13 protein-coding genes are annotated in these 15,802 nt (G+C 66.2%); 3 read left to right on the top strand and 10 right to left on the bottom strand.

Annotation, left to right across the window (positions count from 1 at the left end; all coding sequences use genetic code 11):
* Positions 1 to 68: 68 nt before the first annotated feature.
* Positions 69 to 1,517 (top strand): kanamycin nucleotidyltransferase C-terminal domain-containing protein, encoded by a 1,449-nt coding sequence (locus NYE40_RS02030; protein ID WP_127464383.1) that lies wholly within the window; start codon positions 69 to 71, stop codon positions 1,515 to 1,517.
* Positions 1,518 to 1,651: 134 nt separating this feature from the next.
* Here the strand turns inward: NYE40_RS02030 and NYE40_RS02025 are convergent, their stop codons facing one another.
* From NYE40_RS02025 to NYE40_RS01995, 7 genes are all read right to left on the bottom strand, one after another.
* Positions 1,652 to 3,337: a PH domain-containing protein gene (locus NYE40_RS02025; RefSeq protein ID WP_028599373.1), complete on the bottom strand. Its 1,686-nt coding sequence runs from the start codon at positions 3,335 to 3,337 to the stop codon at positions 1,652 to 1,654.
* On the bottom strand, positions 3,327 to 3,977 hold the full coding sequence (locus NYE40_RS02020) for a PH domain-containing protein (RefSeq protein WP_052333349.1): 651 nt from the start codon (positions 3,975 to 3,977) through the stop codon (positions 3,327 to 3,329). Before NYE40_RS02020 ends, NYE40_RS02025 begins: the two co-directional genes overlap by 11 nt.
* Before the next feature lie 94 nt (positions 3,978 to 4,071).
* Complete coding sequence (locus NYE40_RS02015; protein ID WP_028599371.1) at positions 4,072 to 4,344, bottom strand: hypothetical protein; 273 nt, start codon at positions 4,342 to 4,344, stop codon at positions 4,072 to 4,074.
* Between the two features lie 220 nt (positions 4,345 to 4,564).
* Positions 4,565 to 6,250: a HAMP domain-containing sensor histidine kinase gene (locus tag NYE40_RS02010; protein ID WP_339279219.1), complete on the bottom strand. Its 1,686-nt coding sequence runs from the start codon at positions 6,248 to 6,250 to the stop codon at positions 4,565 to 4,567.
* The gene (locus NYE40_RS02005; RefSeq protein WP_028599369.1) at positions 6,247 to 6,933 is read right to left on the bottom strand and encodes a response regulator transcription factor; all 687 of its coding nucleotides are present in this window, start codon (positions 6,931 to 6,933) and stop codon (positions 6,247 to 6,249) included. Before NYE40_RS02005 ends, NYE40_RS02010 begins: the two co-directional genes overlap by 4 nt.
* 220 nt (positions 6,934 to 7,153) lie before the next feature.
* Positions 7,154 to 8,560, bottom strand: coding sequence for a stalk domain-containing protein (locus NYE40_RS02000; RefSeq protein ID WP_052333348.1), 1,407 nt, complete (start codon positions 8,558 to 8,560; stop codon positions 7,154 to 7,156).
* 305 nt (positions 8,561 to 8,865) lie between these two features.
* Complete coding sequence (locus NYE40_RS01995; RefSeq protein WP_052333347.1) at positions 8,866 to 10,266, bottom strand: stalk domain-containing protein; 1,401 nt, start codon at positions 10,264 to 10,266, stop codon at positions 8,866 to 8,868.
* A 264-nt stretch (positions 10,267 to 10,530) separates the two neighbouring features.
* On the opposite strand from NYE40_RS01995, the gene NYE40_RS01990 reads away from it, so the two are divergent.
* The gene (locus NYE40_RS01990; RefSeq protein WP_028599368.1) at positions 10,531 to 11,166 is read left to right on the top strand and encodes a TetR/AcrR family transcriptional regulator; all 636 of its coding nucleotides are present in this window, start codon (positions 10,531 to 10,533) and stop codon (positions 11,164 to 11,166) included.
* A gap of 910 nt (positions 11,167 to 12,076) precedes the next feature.
* On the opposite strand, the gene NYE40_RS01985 is transcribed toward NYE40_RS01990, so the two are convergent.
* Complete coding sequence (locus NYE40_RS01985; protein WP_028599367.1) at positions 12,077 to 12,823, bottom strand: glucose 1-dehydrogenase; 747 nt, start codon at positions 12,821 to 12,823, stop codon at positions 12,077 to 12,079.
* A gap of 208 nt (positions 12,824 to 13,031) precedes the next feature.
* Here NYE40_RS01985 and NYE40_RS01980 point away from each other — a divergent pair, with 208 nt between their 5' ends.
* Positions 13,032 to 13,268 carry a DUF3977 family protein gene (locus tag NYE40_RS01980; protein WP_028599366.1) on the top strand — a complete coding sequence of 79 codons (237 nt, stop codon included), beginning with the start codon at positions 13,032 to 13,034 and terminating at the stop codon, positions 13,266 to 13,268.
* Between the two features lie 304 nt (positions 13,269 to 13,572).
* Here NYE40_RS01980 and NYE40_RS01975 read toward each other — a convergent pair whose 3' ends face one another.
* Positions 13,573 to 14,037 carry a RidA family protein gene (locus NYE40_RS01975; protein WP_028599365.1) on the bottom strand — a complete coding sequence of 155 codons (465 nt, stop codon included), beginning with the start codon at positions 14,035 to 14,037 and terminating at the stop codon, positions 13,573 to 13,575.
* 129 nt (positions 14,038 to 14,166) lie between these two features.
* The gene (locus NYE40_RS01970) at positions 14,167 to 15,798 is read right to left on the bottom strand and encodes a D-aminoacylase (protein ID WP_339279218.1); all 1,632 of its coding nucleotides are present in this window, start codon (positions 15,796 to 15,798) and stop codon (positions 14,167 to 14,169) included.
* Between the last annotated feature and the right edge of the window lie 4 nt (positions 15,799 to 15,802).

Below are 15,802 nucleotides of genomic sequence, written 5' to 3'. Positions count from 1 at the left end.
CGCCTCCGGCCCGCCTTGGGCAGGTATACTTAGGGATGGACGAAATGACCGCCAAGGAGGATCTTTCCATGCTGCCCTATCCCGCCGCCACGACCCGCGAGCAGAAGCTCGCCTACGCCCATCGCGTCAAGGACCGGCTGCTCGCCGAGCATCCCGGCCGCATCCTCGCGATCGGCCTGTACGGCTCCGTCGCCCGCGGCACCGACCAGCCCTGCTCCGATCTCGAGCTGCATGTCGTCGCGCCGGACGGAGCGGAGCCGTTGCCTGGCGACGAATTCGTGGAGCTGCCGTTCAAGCTCGAGCTGAGCTGCCGGACCCGCGCCGGCTATCTGGCCCGCGCCGCGCGCGTCGACGACGGCTGGCCGATCTGGGCGGGCAGCTTCACGCATGTGATGCCGCTCCACGATCCGAAAGGGCTGTTCGCGCTCGGCGCGCAGGCGGCGCTGGACGGGAGCGAGGAGGCTTTTCGCGGCGTCATGCGCGAGTTCATGGTGTGGGAGCCGTACGAGACGATGGGCAAGATCCGCAACCTCCGGGCAAGCGGCGAGAACGGCCATCTGCCGCGGGCGGCGATGGACCTGACGTGGCAGGCGGCCAAGCTGATCGGGCTGGCGAACCGCCGGCCGTTCACGACGCGCGTCCGCACGCTGCGGGAGGCGGCCGCCCTGCCCTCGCAGCCGGACGGCTTCGCGGAGCTGGCGGCGCTGAGCGAGTCCGGCCGGCTGCAGCATGCGGACGAGCTGCACGCTGCGTGCGAGCGGCTGTGGTCCGGCCTGAACCGCTGGTTCGAGGAGCTGGGGCTGGAGTATAGGCGGGATGCGGCGGCAGAGATGGACGGGAGCGATGACGAGCAGGCGGGCGGGTGCGGCGGCGAGCAGGCTGACGAGAGCGACGGCGAGCGGGCTGACGAGAGCGGCGGCGACAAGCGCGAATCGAGTGCGGGCGAGTTTGCCGGTCCGATCGACGAGATGGACGGCGCCGGCTGGTCTTGGACTCCGGTCGGCACGTCGGCGGAGGAGCGCGAAGCGCTCGCCGCGCTGCTGACGGGCGAGCCCTGGCCTTATCACGGCATCGTGCGGCCGGAGGCCGAGACGATTCGCAAGGCTTTCGACGACGGGGCTTATCACGGGGATGAAACGAGGACGTTCTGGATCGAGGACGCCGCCGGCGCCAAAGCCGGCCTCCTCAAGATCATGGACACGCAGGACCCGACCCTGCTGTTCGACCTGCGCATCCGCCAGGCGTATCGCCGCCAGGGAGCGGCTCGCTCCACGCTGCGCTGGATGGCGGACTATGTGTTCCGGGAATTCCCGTCTGCGATCCGCATCGAAGGCCACACGCGGACCGACAATGCCGGGATGCAGGCGGCGTTTCGCGGCACGCTGTTCGTGCTGGAGAGCTGTCACCGCCAAAGCTGGCCGCAGGAGGGCCGGCTATACGATTCGTTCGGCTACGGCCTGCTGCGAGGCGACTGGGAGCGCGGCGCAGCGACGCCCGTTCCGGCGATGCCGCGCTGAACCGCAAAAAAACTTGCCTGACACGGACAGAGGGTCCGGTCAGGCAAGTTTTTTTAGAGTGGACTTGATTAACTGGGCGGGCGTTTCCCCGACTCCGGCGTGCATCAGTGGCATATTTACCACATATGCGGGCGTTACTCCGACTGCGGAGCGGATCGCACAGCGGCAGGCGATCCGCTCCCGCGCCCCGGCCGCCAGCTCAGCTGGCGCAGCAGCCGCTCCACCGCCGCGGCCGGGGCATGGCGCAGCTGGAACGAGCGGGCGCCCTTGCCGGTCGCGATGCTGACCGACAAGCTCGCTCGGCCTCGGCGCCTCTGCATAGGGGAAAGGCTCATCCGATGCCACTGGATGCGCCTGCCCGGCAGCAGCAGCTCGGAGCGGATGAGCGCGCCGCGGCGCAGCGACAGCTGGCCCGCCTCCAGCGCCCAAGCCGCGTGGCGGTGCTCCAGCAGGCCGTACGCGAGCACGGCAGCTGGAAGCAGCGCGGCCAGCCAGCGGTACGGCTCCGGGATCCAGATCCACCCGGCCGCTGCCGGCAGCAGGCTGGCGAGCGCCGGCCAGCCCGCGTAGGCCGTCCAGGCGGAGCGCTCGAGCCGGCTCCAGTCCGCCGGGAGGACGAACGCCGGAGCAAACTCCCGCAAGAACGCCTCCGCCTCCGCACGCTTCAGCAGCGGAAAGAGCAGCAGATGGCGCTCTTTCTCCTCGGCGTTGCCGGCGATGAAGGCACGCACCGCCACCCAGCCGAGCGGCCGATGCAGCAGCGGCTGGGCGAGCTCCAGCGCCTGGATGCGGGCGATGTCGATCGTCTGCCGCTTCTTCTCCAGCAGGCCGCGCTCGACATGCAGCTTGCGCCCGCGGCGCTCGAGCCGGAAGCCCCAGTTCGCATTAAGGAGCTGCAGCGCGGTCAGCAGCCAGGCGGCGAGCAGCAGCAGCAGGCTCGCGGCCGCGAGAACATAATCCCCGAACAGCTGCTCCAGCTCGGCCTGCATGTCCAGCCTCCGCAGCCAGCCGCTGTCCGCCGCACGCGAGAGCAGGCCGGCCAGCAACAGAAAGACGAGGCCGGTCCGGTACGAGGTGAGCGCGTAGCCGAGCAGGTCGCCCGGCCGGATCTTTCGCTGGCCGACCGCCAGCTCGGTCCGCCGGCCTGCCGCCGAAGCTGCCGCGTCCAACGTCGGCTCCGGTTGCCGCGCCGCGTCAGACGCAGCCAGGACAGCGCCGGCTTCGCGCTCGAGCCCATCGGGGCCTATGTCTCTCCCCGCTTCGGACGCGGCGGCCCGCCGCACGGCTTCAGCCCCCGCGCCCACGCCGGCGGCAGGCTCCTCCGGCTCGGCCGCTCCGGCCTCCGCGAAGCCGAGCAGCCGCTGCAGCCGTGCCGCCTCGGCGGCGGATAACGACGGCAGCACAGCTTCGGCCTTCTCGCCGCCCCCAGCCGTCTCGATGCGGAGCTGGACGAGGCCGAGCGCGCGCTCGGCGAGATTTTGCCTCGTGTCGACGGACTGGATGCGCTCGCGCTGGATCCAGATCGTACGGCGGCTCCATACGCCCTGCTCGATGCGGATCGCACCCGCCTCCGCGGCGTAGCCGAAGCCCCTCCAGCGCAGCCAGGCGGCGGCGAGCAGCGCGGACAGCCCGACGCCCCCGAGCAGCGCTCCCAGGCCGATCCGGCTCACATCCAGCCCCGTCGCTCTCGGCACCCACAGCACAAAAAGCGGCAGCAGCGGCAGCATGCCGTACATTTCCTTGACTCCCTTCGCCAGGAAAAACAGCATGGAGGCGGGATGCACGCGCCGCAGCTCTGCGGAGGCGGCCTCAGATCTCATCGTCGGCCCTCCTCGTCAGCTCCGCCAGCCGGCTCCGCATCGCCTCGGCCTGCTCCTCCGGCAAGCCGGGGATGGCGTGGCTGCCGGCCGCCGTCGCCATCGTCAGCGTCGCGATGCCGCAGCGCTTCTGGATCGGGCCTTGCTTCGTGTCGATATGCTGGATGCGCGCGACCGGGACAAGCGTGCGCTTGCGGACGATGAAGCCATGGGCCAGCTCGATCTCATGCTCTCGCACGAGGTAGCCCCAGCTGCGATGCAGCAGCCTCGGCAGCCACAGCAGCTCCAGCGCCGCCCCGGCCAGCGCGAGCGCTCCGGCGCCGGCCGCGATCCACCACGGCCAGCCGAACCGGGCGCTCAGGAGAGCCAGCGCCAGCACGACGGCGGCATACACGCCGCTCGTGACCGCCCCCTCCAGCCGGCGGGCGCGGATGACCCGCAGATCGAGCGGACGCAGCGGCTCGCTGGAGGACGGTTCCCCGTCCGTCGCGAATGGCCGCTCCACCTGCCGCCCTCCACCGGCTCCCGCCTCGCCGTCCGGGCGCTCTTGCGCTTGTCCGGCAGCGGCGCTCGTCAGCTCCGGCGCCGGTGCCGCTCCGCCCGTGACGATCGAGCGCTCCGGCTGTCGTTGATCCTGCTCCATGTCCGCACCCCTCCTGATTGATGTCCGTCCTCGCTTCACCCGCTTCATACGCGCCGGACAGCCGCAGCGTTGCCGCGATCGGGAGGAGCGTCCGCTATTTCGGCGAAGCGTCGTGAGGCTCGATCTTCTGAAGCACCGCATGGCGGAATCGGTTCCGGTCGACGACGATGCGATATTCCCGTCCGACCTCCAGCAGCGGCAGCAGCAGCTGCGGCGCTTCGGCTCGCAGGTCCTCGCCGTCCTCCGATGCGAACACCAGCTCTTCTCCTTCAATCGCCTTCAGGACCGTGACGGCTTCCTGGCGTCCATCCCGATGCACATGATCCATCCACAGCGCGGCAAGCGCAAGCCCGAGCAGCACCAGCACGACGGCCGATACGGCGTTGAGGCGGGACTTCTGCTTCCGTTCGATATCGCTCTCCCTCTTTCTGCTTGATTATTCTTGGCGCCCGAGGCGCGGCTCCCCCCAGCATACCACAGACGAAGGCGCTTTCGGCAGCCGCTCCGGCCGCAAGCGAAAAAGCCGGAGGAGCGGGGACCTCGCCCCTCCCATCCGGCTTGCCGCGGAGCGGCCGCGCCCGCTTCCTTCACGCTCCGCCTCCCTCCCGGCCCTGCGCGCCGCCTTCCGGCAGCGTCACACGGAACGCCGCTCCCTGGCCCGGCTCCGACAGCGCCTCGATGTCTCCGCCGTGCAGGCGGGCGATGCGCTGCGCGATCGACAAGCCGAGCCCGCTGCCCGCGCCCGACGGCGGCGATGCCTGCCCGCCTCCCGGAGACAGCGGCCGGGGATCTCGCCGAGGCGCGCCGCCGCCTTCCGCGAGGACGCCTGCGGACGAGTCCTCCGGCGCGAAGCCCTCCCGATGCTGGCCGGCGGATGAATGCTCCGTCATGCCGCCGGCCTGCCAGGTGCGCGCCCGGTCGGCCTTGTGGAACCGCTCGAAGATGTGCGGCAGCTCCTCCGGCGGGATGCCCGGCCCTTCGTCCGCGATGACGACCTCGAGCCAGCGGCCGGCGGACGCCTTCCGGTTGTCCCGGCGCTCCTGCGAGCGTCCTGCCGGCCGCCCCGTCCCCTCCGCGAGCGGATGATCCATGTCGGCGCTTCCGTCCCGCCCGTTCTCCAGGACGCGCATCGAGACGCCGATGACGCCGCCCTGCGGACTGAACTTGATCGCATTGCCGAGCAGGTTCAGCCAGATTTCGTAGAGCAGCCCTTCGTCCGCGAAAACTGTCCGCTCCGGCAGCTCCAAATCGAGCTCCAGCTCCTTGAAGGTCCACTGCCATTCGAGCAGCAGGATCGCCTGGCGCAGCTGCTCGTCCAGCCGGAACGAGCGCCTGTCGAGCGCCCGGTCCGGCCGGTCCACGTCGGCGAGCAGCAGCAGCTGGCGGCTCATCGAGCTGAGACGGCGGCTCTCCTCGTCGATGATCGTCAGATAGCGGCGCGCCTCCTCGTCCCGCGCGGCCGAACCGCCGTCCAGCAGCGTGCGGATGAAGCCGCGGATCGACGTCAGCGGCGACTGGAACTCATGCGAGACGTTGGCGACGAACTCCTGGCGCATCCGGTCGAGCTGGCGCACCGCGCCGGCCATCGCGGTGAACCGCCGTCCAAGCTCGCCGATCTCGTCGCGGCGGGCCGTATCGACGCGCACGTCATAATCGCCGGCCGCCATCCGCTGGACCGCGCGGGTGAGCCGCTTCACCGGCGCGACAATCAGTCGGCTCAGCGCCGCGATGAGCAGCAGGCTGAGGCCGAACGTGCTGGCGAGCAGCACGGCGAGGATGATCCGCACCTCGCCGATCTGGCTTTCCAGATCCGGACGGATGAAGACGGCATCGATGCCGCCGTCCGGGCGGGGCAGCGGGAAGCCGTATGTGTTCCGAGGGCTGTTTTCAAAATAGGCCAGCAGCTTGAACCGCCGGTCCTCCTCGGTCATGCCGGGGTAGATGCCGCCGGACCGCACCTCGCGCACAGCCTTCTCCGGGGGGAGGAAGCCGTGCCGAAAAGCCGCTCCGTACGTCTGCGCCGAGCCGTCAGGCCGCACGACGTAAAGCTGGTAGCTGAGGCCGGACACCGCCTGCAGCGTCTGCTCCCTGCGCTCCGCTCCGGCAAGCGCGTCGAGCTCGCGCACCTGCCGTGACGCCTCCTCCATCGCGTGCTCGCTGCCCGACTTGAGCTTCGCTTCATAATAGAAGCTCGTCACGGCGAGGCCGCCGAGGCCGCTCGCGAGCGCGATCAGCACGAAGATGAACACGATGCGGAAGTAGAGCGTCCTCATCCGCGGCGTCCTCCCGGCTCGAGCTTGTAGCCGAGCCCGCGGATCGTGACGATCGTAAAATCGTCGCGGTACGCCTCGAAGCGCTCCCGCAGCCGCTTGATATGGACGTCGACCGTGCGGCTGTCGCCTTCGTAGTCGGCGCCCCAGATGAGCGAAATCAGCTGCTCCCGCGTATGGATGCGCCCCGGCTGGCTCGCCAGCTGCGAGAGCAGCTGGAATTCGCGGAGCGGCAGCGTGAGCGTCTCGCGGCCCGCCGTCACCTCGTAGCTCTGGCGGTCGATGACGACCCGCCCGAGCGCGATCGTCTCGGAGCTGGCGATCCGGTAGCGGCGCAGCAGCGCCCGGATGCGGAACAGCAGCTCCTGCGGCTCGAACGGCTTGACGAGATAGTCGTCGGTGCCGGCCGAGTAGCCCTTTTCCTTGTCGGCCATCTCGCCCTTCGCCGTCAGCAGGATGACCGGCAGGTCGTAGTGCCGGCGGATCTCCTCCGTCAGCTGCAGCCCGTCCTTATGGGGCATCATGACGTCGACGACGGCCAGATGAACCTGCTCCCGCTCCAGCACGGCAGCCGCCTGCTCGCCGTCCGCCGCCTCGGCGACCGCGTAGCCCTCCCTCGTCAGCACGAGCCTCAGCAGCTCGCGGATATGGGGATCGTCGTCGGCTACGAGCACATGGATCCGCATGTTGTCCTCTCCTTCGTCCCCTGCCGCTGCGGGCCGGGCTTCTCTGTCCGTATCATGCCTCATGCCGGGGGGCGAAAGCAAACGGATCGGCAGGGATGAGGCCGCCGGCAGCGCCGATGGGGCCGCCGGCAGGATAAAAAGCCGGAGACGGGGTTCGTCTCCGGCAAGATGGCTTCCCGACTGCCGCAAGAACGGCAGCCGTGGACATCTATCTCGGGCCTTAGAAAACCCGGATAAGCGTAAGCGAAGCTCCCTGGCCGCCATCCAGATCGACCGAGCCCGCGATGGAGCCGAACAGCTGCAGGGAAACGACATCTCCGGCATTCAGCCGGATGAGCCCGGATGCTTGCCAGCGGCTCTGGCTCGACTGGTTCAGGTTCGAGAATTCCGGTATTTCCAATTGGTTGACAAGGATTCGAGAATTGGCGGCTCTCGTCTGATTGCTGCGAATGCTGTAAGACAGATAGTAATAGCCGCTGCTGTCGATGGTGAATCGGCCGCTCGATATATCCGCAGCAATGGAGCTGTTGGGCGTTGAGGTGAGCTGAGTGAAGCGAATGTTGTTTCCATTCGAATCGAGTATAATCCTGTCTTCGGGAATCGTATTGTACGCCGACATGCTCGGCAGGTAGCCCGTTCCGGCCGGCCCCGGATCGCCTTGCGCGCCCTGCGGGCCTACCGGTCCCATAGCTCCCTGCGGGCCTGCAGCTCCCTGTGGACCTGTGGCTCCCGCGGGACCTGTCGCGCCGATGTCGCCCTGGTCGCCTTTCGGGCCTGCCGGACCCGCTGGTCCTTGCGCGCCGGTGTCGCCCTTGTCCCCTTTGGCTCCTGCCGGACCTGCCGGGCCTTGCGCGCCGGTGTCGCCTTTGTCTCCTTTGGCTCCGACCGGACCCGCCGGGCCTTGCGCGCCGGTGTCGCCCTTGTCCCCCTTGGCTCCTGCCGGACCTGCCGGGCCTTGCGCGCCGGCGTCGCCTTTGTCGCCCTTCGACCCTTGAGCGCCGGTCGCGCCGCTCGATCCCGCAGCGCCGGAGTCGCCCTTATCGCCCTTATCGCCTTTGTCGCCTTTGTCGCCTTTGTCGCCCTTGTCGCCTTTGACAGGAACGACAGCGGTCGAGCCGGACTCGTCGCCGGCTTTTCCGAGCGTCAGCTGCTTCTCCTTGGCGTTCCAGGACGCCGTCAGGCCGAGCGCATCGGCCAGCGCCCGCATCGGCAGGAACAGCGTGTCCTGCTGGAACAGCGGCTGCACGGCTTTGCCGTCCGCATCGACGAGAGCGGTCAGCTTGCCGTCGAGGTAAAATGCGATGTCCAGCCGCTTGAGCTCCAGCTGCTGGGCCGGCGCGATCCGGTCCACCGCTTTCGCCGTCTGGCCGCTCGCCAGCGTATCCAGCCGCACCTCCTTCTTCGCGCTGTCCCACTCCGTCTTGTAGCCGGTCGCGGCCGCCACGGAGCGGATCGGCACGTACAGCACGCCGTCCGCGATGATCGCATCGGTCGTCGTTTTCGAGCCGGATACTTCCACCGATGTCTTGAGCGTCGTGCCGCTCTTCGCCTCGTTCGCGGCGAACGCCGTTCCGCCGAGCGCGGAAGCCAGCAGCATGGCTGCCAGGAATGCGCTTGCTTTTTTCATTTCACCTTACCTCCTGATAAAAAGTATCCTTCTATAAAAATGCACAGTGAGAGTATCGTCATTATGGGAATGAAAACGGATAGATCCATCCTAAAGCGGCCGGAACGATGGAACCGCCCAAAGCCGATCTCCGCGTGCAGCGGGCATGCTGGAGATCGCCCGCCCGTACGTCGCCGAGGGACTCGCGTTCTCCCGGCCGAAGGAAGCGGCGGTCCACGAAGACAAGCCGGAGAAAGGGCTCGTCTCCGGCTGAAAAGAAGCCTTCTGCAATGACGCCGGCTGGACGCGGCCCGGGCCGCATCCGGTCAGATCGTGCTGTCGAGGGCGATCCGGATCAGGGACAGGGATGCCCCTTGTCCGCCATCCAGTTGAACGCTTCCCATATAGTCGTACAGCTGCAGCGATACCACGTCGCCCGCTTGCAGATGAATGAGTCCGGCCGCCTGCCAGCGGGACTGGCTCAAGCCCAGGTTGTCGTTCGACAGCTCTGTTTTCTCCACGTCGTTGACCACAATGCGCGAGCTCGCCGGCGCGGCCGACGTGCTGCGGATGCTGTAGCTCAAGTAATACCAGCCGGACTGAAGGACGGTGAAGCGGGTGTGGTCGCCGCTCCTGGAAAATGCGCTGTCCGAGGCGACAAATGTCGGCAAGGGAATGCTCGTGCCTTGCAGCAGAGTCGAAACCACGCCGTTCGAAGTGTACGCCGACATGGCGGGCAGCGATCCCGTTCCTGCCGGTCCCGGATCGCCTTTTGGACCTTGCAGGCCTTGCGGACCTTGCGGACCAGGGATTCCTTCGGGACCGACGGCTCCTGCCGGGCCTACCGGACCTTGCGGGCCGGTGTCGCCCTTGTCGCCTTTCGGGCCCGCCGGACCCGTTGCGCCCGTGTCGCCCTTGTCGCCTTTAGCTCCTGCCGGACCCGCCGGGCCTTGCGCTCCGGTGTCGCCCTTGTCGCCTTTTTCGCCCTGCGGACCCGCCGGACCGGTGTCGCCTTTGTCCCCTTTGTCCCCTTTGTCGCCTTTCGGACCCGCCGGACCTTGCGCGCCGGCGTCGCCTTTTTCACCTTTGTCGCCTTGAGCGCCGGTCGCGCCAGGCGCTCCTGCAGGGCCGGGCGAGCCGGTGTCGCCTTTATCGCCCTTGTCCCCTTTGTCCCCTTTGTCGCCCTTGTCCCCTTTGACAGGAACGACAACGGTCGAGCCGGACTCGTCGGCTTTTCCGAGCGTCAGCTTCTTCTCCTTGGCGTTCCAGGACGCCGTCAGGCCGAGCGCATCGGCCAGCGCCCGCATCGGCAGGAACAGCGTGTCCTGCTGGAACAGCGGCTGCATGGCTTTGCCGTCCGCACCGACGAGAGCGGTCAGCTTGTCGTCGAGGTAAAAAGCGATATCCAGCCGCTTGAGCTCCACCTGCTGGGCGGGCGCGATCCGGTTCACCGCTTTCGCCGTCTGGCCGCTCGCCAGCGTGTACAGCCGCACCTCCTTCTTCGCGCTGTTCCACTCCGTCTTGTAGCCGGTCGCGGCCGCCACGGAGCGGATCGGCACGTACAGCACGCCGTCCGCGATGATCGCATCGGTCGTCGTTTTCGAGCCGGATACTTCCACCGATGTCTTGAGCGTCGTGCCGCTCTTCGCCTCATTCGCGGCGAACGCCGTTCCGCCGAGCGCGGAAGCCAGCAGCATGGCTGCCAGGAATGCGCTTGCTTTTTTCATTTCACCTTACCTCCTGATGAAAGATTTTTTGCTATAAAATAGAAAGATTTTCGGAACTTACTATAAGAAAAAAGGGAGGATTAATCAATAAGAACTTTGCGCTTCGGGAGCCGCGCGCTGCAGGCATCCGCAAAGGCTTCCTGAGCCGTTTTCCCGCCTTGGAGCCCTTCTGGCGCTTCCAGGCAGGTTGGAGCTTCCTCTTTTCTTTTCTGGCGGCTATACTAGCGGAACAAGGAGATGGACAGCGAAGAGGAGGCCGAAACGATGAAACCAGCCAAAGTCGATCCCCGCGTGCAGCGGACGCGCCGGCTGCTGCGGGAAGCGCTCGTGCAGCTGACCGAGGAGCGCGGCCTGGACGGCTTCTCCGTGCAGGAGCTGGCCGACCGGGCGACGGTCAAGCGGGCCACCTTCTACCTTCATTACGAGGACAAGCAGGCGCTGCTCGCCGACTACATCGCGGAGCTGCTGGAGGAGCTGCGCGTCGCCGTGTTCGATCCGGGCGGCCAGCCGCCGGACTACGACTATGCGAGCGGCGAGCCTCATCCGAGCTTCGTGCGGCTGTTCCGGCACCTGGCGGAGCGCTACGACGTCTATCACGCGCTGCTCGTCCGCAGGCGCGTGCCCGAGCTTGCCGCGGGCATGCTGGAAGTCGTCCGCCAGTTCGTGGCCGAGGGACTTGCCTTCGCCCAGCCGGACGACCGGCTGCTGACCGCCCGCCGCGACGTGACGCTCAAGTATACCGAAGCCGCCTATGTCGAGGTCATCATCTGGTGGATCGAGCAGCAGATGCCCTATGCCGAAAAGGAGATCGCCGCGCAGCTCATGGACCTGTCGATCTTCGGTCCGTATCGGGAGCTTCCTGCCTGGGCAGGCTCCGGGCGCGGAAAGACGAGCGGTTAAATCGGCCGGCTCGCACGGTGGACAGGTCATTTTCCGCTCAGAAGCGAGAAGGAACGAGAAAAAGCAGAGATGGAAGTTAAACGGTTATTTGGCATGTAATGAATGAGCAGATTACAGGATGAAAAGGAGACTTTGCTGATGCTTCAGAGAAGAGAAGAAACTGCAAGCCATCCTGGACCGGGCTGCCGATCAAGCGAGGACGGAAGCCAAACGAGCTGGGGCATCCATTTATTATATTAGAGAAAAGAAAAGAATCCGCGAGTCCGCGGACGGGAAGAAGTTTGAAATCATGATTGACGAATCGGGCAACCGAGTCGAACGGGTACTGCATGAGCCGTAAAGCTGTCATGACGGTCTTTGCCGGAACGGAGCGGGGGAAAGCACCTTGAGCCGGCTGATGAGCCAGATTGTCGCAAATGTCCAAGGATCAAGGATATCAGATTGTTCTCTATTACATCGGCTAATGGATGTGCACATGCATATTGACCGGGTGGCATCCAGAGTGGAGCAGGGAGGGCATTGGATTTCCGAAACGGATATTCGGTGGAGGTATGGGCAATCTCTTCAGAATCTTGGCCCCGCCCTCGGAATAGCGGACGAAGTCATTCTTATTGATAATTATTGCTGAGATCGCCTCGGATCAGCTATTAAGTTGTATTAAAGAACCTCCGGAATGGGCGATGAAGGTATTGGTCAGGTACGGCACTTCGACAAGTTAAACGGCCTCTGTGGAAGCTGCTGATCGTCACAAGCCTCCCGCTCGCAAGACGGACAGGTCCGCACCGCGCTGCGCGCAGAAAAAGCCGTTTCTTTCCGTCCACACGGAAAGAAACGGCTTTTTAGACCCGCACGGGGCGAATGAAGCGGGCGCGCCCCGCGTCTGGCTCGGGCCGTCTTTCCCGTCAAAAGCTTACAGAGCCGTCCAGCCCCCGTCGATGACGAGCTCGGAGCCGGTCATGAAGCGGGACTCGTCCGAAGCGAGGAACAGCACGCCGTACGCGACATCCTCCGGCTTGCCGAAGTACGGCAGCTGGGTGAACGTCTGGTAATACGGCATGGCGTCCTTCATCGACGGCTCGGTCATCGGCGTGACGATGATGCCGGGATGGACGGAGTTGACCCGGATGCTCTGCTTGGCGTATTCGACGGCAGCCGCTTTCGTGAGCGTGCGCAGGCCGCCCTTGGCCGCCGTATAGGCGCTCGAGCCGGCCATGCCGACGATGCCCCCGATCGAGGAGATGTTGATGATCGAGCCGGCGCCGGCCTTTTGCATTTCCGGAATGACCGCCTTCATGCCGACGACGCAGCCGGTCAGGTTAATGTCCAGCACGCGCTGCCACTCCGCCAGGTCGAGATTGCCGATCGTCGTGCGCGCCGCGATGCCGGCGTTGTTGACGAGGATGTCGACTTTGCCAAAGCGGGCGACCGTCTCCTCGACGACCTTCGTCCACTCCTCTACGGAAGCGACATTATGCCGGAGCGCCAGCGCCTCGCCGCCTGCCGCCTTGATCTCCTCCGCGACTTGATTCATCGCCTCGAGGTTCACATCGGTCAGCACGACCTGCGCTCCCTCGCGGGCGAACAGACGCGCCTCCTCCGCTCCCATGCCCGTAGCCGCTCCCGTAATGATCGCCGTCTTGCCTGTCAGACGTCCCATCGTTGTCGTTCCCCTTTCGATCTGGTTTAAGCGCCGCGCGAAGCGAGGCATCGGCCTGCGGCGAGCCGCAGCGCCTTCAGCTTGCCCCCAAGTCCTGCAAGCGCTTTAATCTCTGCCGCTTAAGTATACGCCATGACGTCCATTTTGTGAAGTTATGTACATAATGTATATTAAGTTTTCAGAGGAAACAACTGGAGGAGGAACGGAGATGAAATACATCGAAGCCGGCATCGGCAACCGGTGGTGGCTGCGGACGGAAATCGAGCATGCCGACGGCACGGAGGAGGAGCGGCGCGGCGCGGTCGGACCGATTCGGATCCGGTCGCTGTATGTCCGTCTGTGGATCGGGCGCCGCGTGTACATTTTGGATACGCGGGACGGCTGGAAGTCGGGCCGCAAGCGGCAGAAGCGCTTCAAGCTGGTGCTCGGCCTGTGCAGCTTCTAGGAGTAGATGCGCGGCTGCGCAAACGAAAAACAGGGATTGTCCAGCTGCCGCGGCCAGAGAATCCCTGTTGGAACAACGCGTTCAAATAAAAAAGCAGCCGCAAAATGCGGCTGCCTGCAGGACAGGACGATCCTGGCCGTTCGCAGCTCCAACGATACTCACACGCTATTTACGCCAAAAGAGGCTCGCAAAAAACGTAACGATACGGAGCGGGCTTATAGCTCCAGGATGAGCTTTTCCCCCGCCAAAAAGGCTGAATAGCGCTCGTCGGTATCGTTAGATCGCAAAAACCATCCGATTCGGGCTAGTCGCGGATTTCCGCGATCAGCTCGATCTCGACCGGCGTGTGGAACGGCAGATCGCTCGTGCCGATGGCAGAGCGGGCATGGCGGCCGTTTTCGCCGAACACCTCGATCAGCAGATCGGACGCCGCGTTCATGACGTAAGGCTGGTCGCCGAAGCCCGGCGCGCTGTTGACGAAGCCGAGCAGCTTGACGATTTTGACGACGCGGTCGAGATCGCCGAGGTACGCCTTCATGGCGGCGAGCAGGTTGACAACGACCTGGCGGGCCGCTTCCTGGCCCTGCTCGATCGTCAGGTCGGAGCCGACCTTGCCTTCGTACAGGAGCACGCCGTCGATGCGGCAGTCAAAGCCGGACGTGTAGATCAGATTGCCCGTCCGGTTGACCGGGATGTAGGAGAATTTCGGGGCCGGCAGCTCCGGCAGCGTGATGCCGAGCTCGGCGAGACGTTTTTCGATGATGGACATGAGTTCGTTCCTCTCTTCTTGGGAAATGGGGGCCGGCGAAATCCCGGCAAATCCGCCGGCGACAGCCTGGAGCCGCTTGCTCCGAGCCGACTTGGCCCAGAGGCGATGCCGCATCGGCCGGCCTCGGCCTCAGCGGCCGGCGCCGCCATGCGCGTACCCGTGGCCGCAAGCGCAAGACGAGGCGCGCAGGAAGCCGCCGCCGCGCGCGCCGGTATGCGCGCCGTCCTGCATGGCGATGCGGCCGGCGACGACGACGGTCGAGATGCCTTCCGGCTGCTGCTTCGGTTCGGAGTAGGTGGCCGTGTCGCGGATCGTATCCGGGTCGAAGACGACGAGGTCGGCCGCGTAGTCCGGCACGATCAGGCCGCGCTTGCCGAGGCGGAACCGCTGCACCGGGAAGCTCGTCAGCTTGCGCACGGCGTCCTCGAGCGTCAGCACGCGCTCCTCTCGCACATATTTTGCGAACACGCGCGGGAACGTGCCGTAGAGGCGCGGATGCGGCATGCCGGTCTCGCAGGTGAGGCTGTCGGAGGCGATGAGCGAGCGGCTGTAGCCGATGACCTGGCGCACGTCGTCGTCCGACATGTGGAAGTAGACGATCGGCACCTGGCCGTCCTCCTCCAGCAGCAGGTCCATCATGCAGTCGGCCGGGTGGACGCCGCGCGCCTCGGCGATCTCGGCGATGTGCTTGCCCTCGAGCCCGGCGTTCGCTCCGCTCGCGGAGGCGACGAAGACGCTCTGCCAGCCGGTCGAGCAGACGAGGTTGTCCCAGTCGTCCTGCTCGCGGCCGAGCTCCTCGCGGATGCGGCGGCGCAGCGCCGGGTCGCGGAACGCCTCGAGCGCCCCCGGGATGCCGCCCTCCAGCACCCACGGCGGCAGGATCGTCGTGAGCGACGTGGAGCCGGCGTTGTACGGATAGACGTCGACGGTCACGTCCATGCCGCGGGCGCGGGCGTCCTCGACGAGCTCCATCGCCTCGAGCGCCTTGCCCCAGTTGGCTTTGCCGGCGGCCTTGAGATGGCTCACATGCAGCGGGATGCCCGCCTGCTCGGCGATCCAGATGACCTCCCGCACGGACGGCAGCAGGTTGTTGCCCTCGCCGCGGGTATGCGTGCTGAGCAGGCCGTCGTAGCGCGGCAGCACCGAGCACAGCTCGGCCAGCTCCTCCTTGGACGTGTAGCTGCCGGGCGAGTAGAGGAGGCCGATCGACAGGCCGATCGCGCCGGCTCGCAGTCCTTCCTCGAGCAGCTCCTTCATGCGCTGCAGCTCCGCCGGCGTCGCCGGACGGTTGTCGAAGCCCATGACGGCGATGCGCAGCGCGCCATGCGCGACATAGGTCGCCATATGCTCGGCTGGAGCGGAGCGGCCGACGTAGTTCATGTATTCCCCGACGGTATTCCACTGCCAGTCCTGCTTCGTGCTGCCGATGACCGGCGAGATGTAGCTGCGCAGCAGCTCCTCGCGGTCCGGGAACACCGGCGCCGGCGCGAGGCCGCAGTTGCCGACGACCTCGGCGGTGACGCCCTGGCTGAGCTTGATCTCGCTGAGCGGATGGTCGAGGATCATCAGGTCGGAGTGGCAATGGCCGTCGATGAAGCCCGGCGCGATGACCTGGCCTCGGACGTCGACCGTCGCGGCCGCCTCCTCGTCGATGCGGCCGACGGCGGCGATGCGTCCGTCCTTGACGCCGACGTCGCCCCGGTACCACGGATTGCCGCTGCCGTCGACGATGCGGCCGTTTTTGAGCACTAGATCCAGCATGGGT

The organism is Paenibacillus sp. FSL W8-1187, assembly GCF_037965485.1.
Lineage (GTDB): Bacteria > Bacillota > Bacilli > Paenibacillales > Paenibacillaceae > Paenibacillus_O > Paenibacillus_O pasadenensis.
This window is presented reverse-complemented; position numbering and strand designations above follow the sequence as displayed.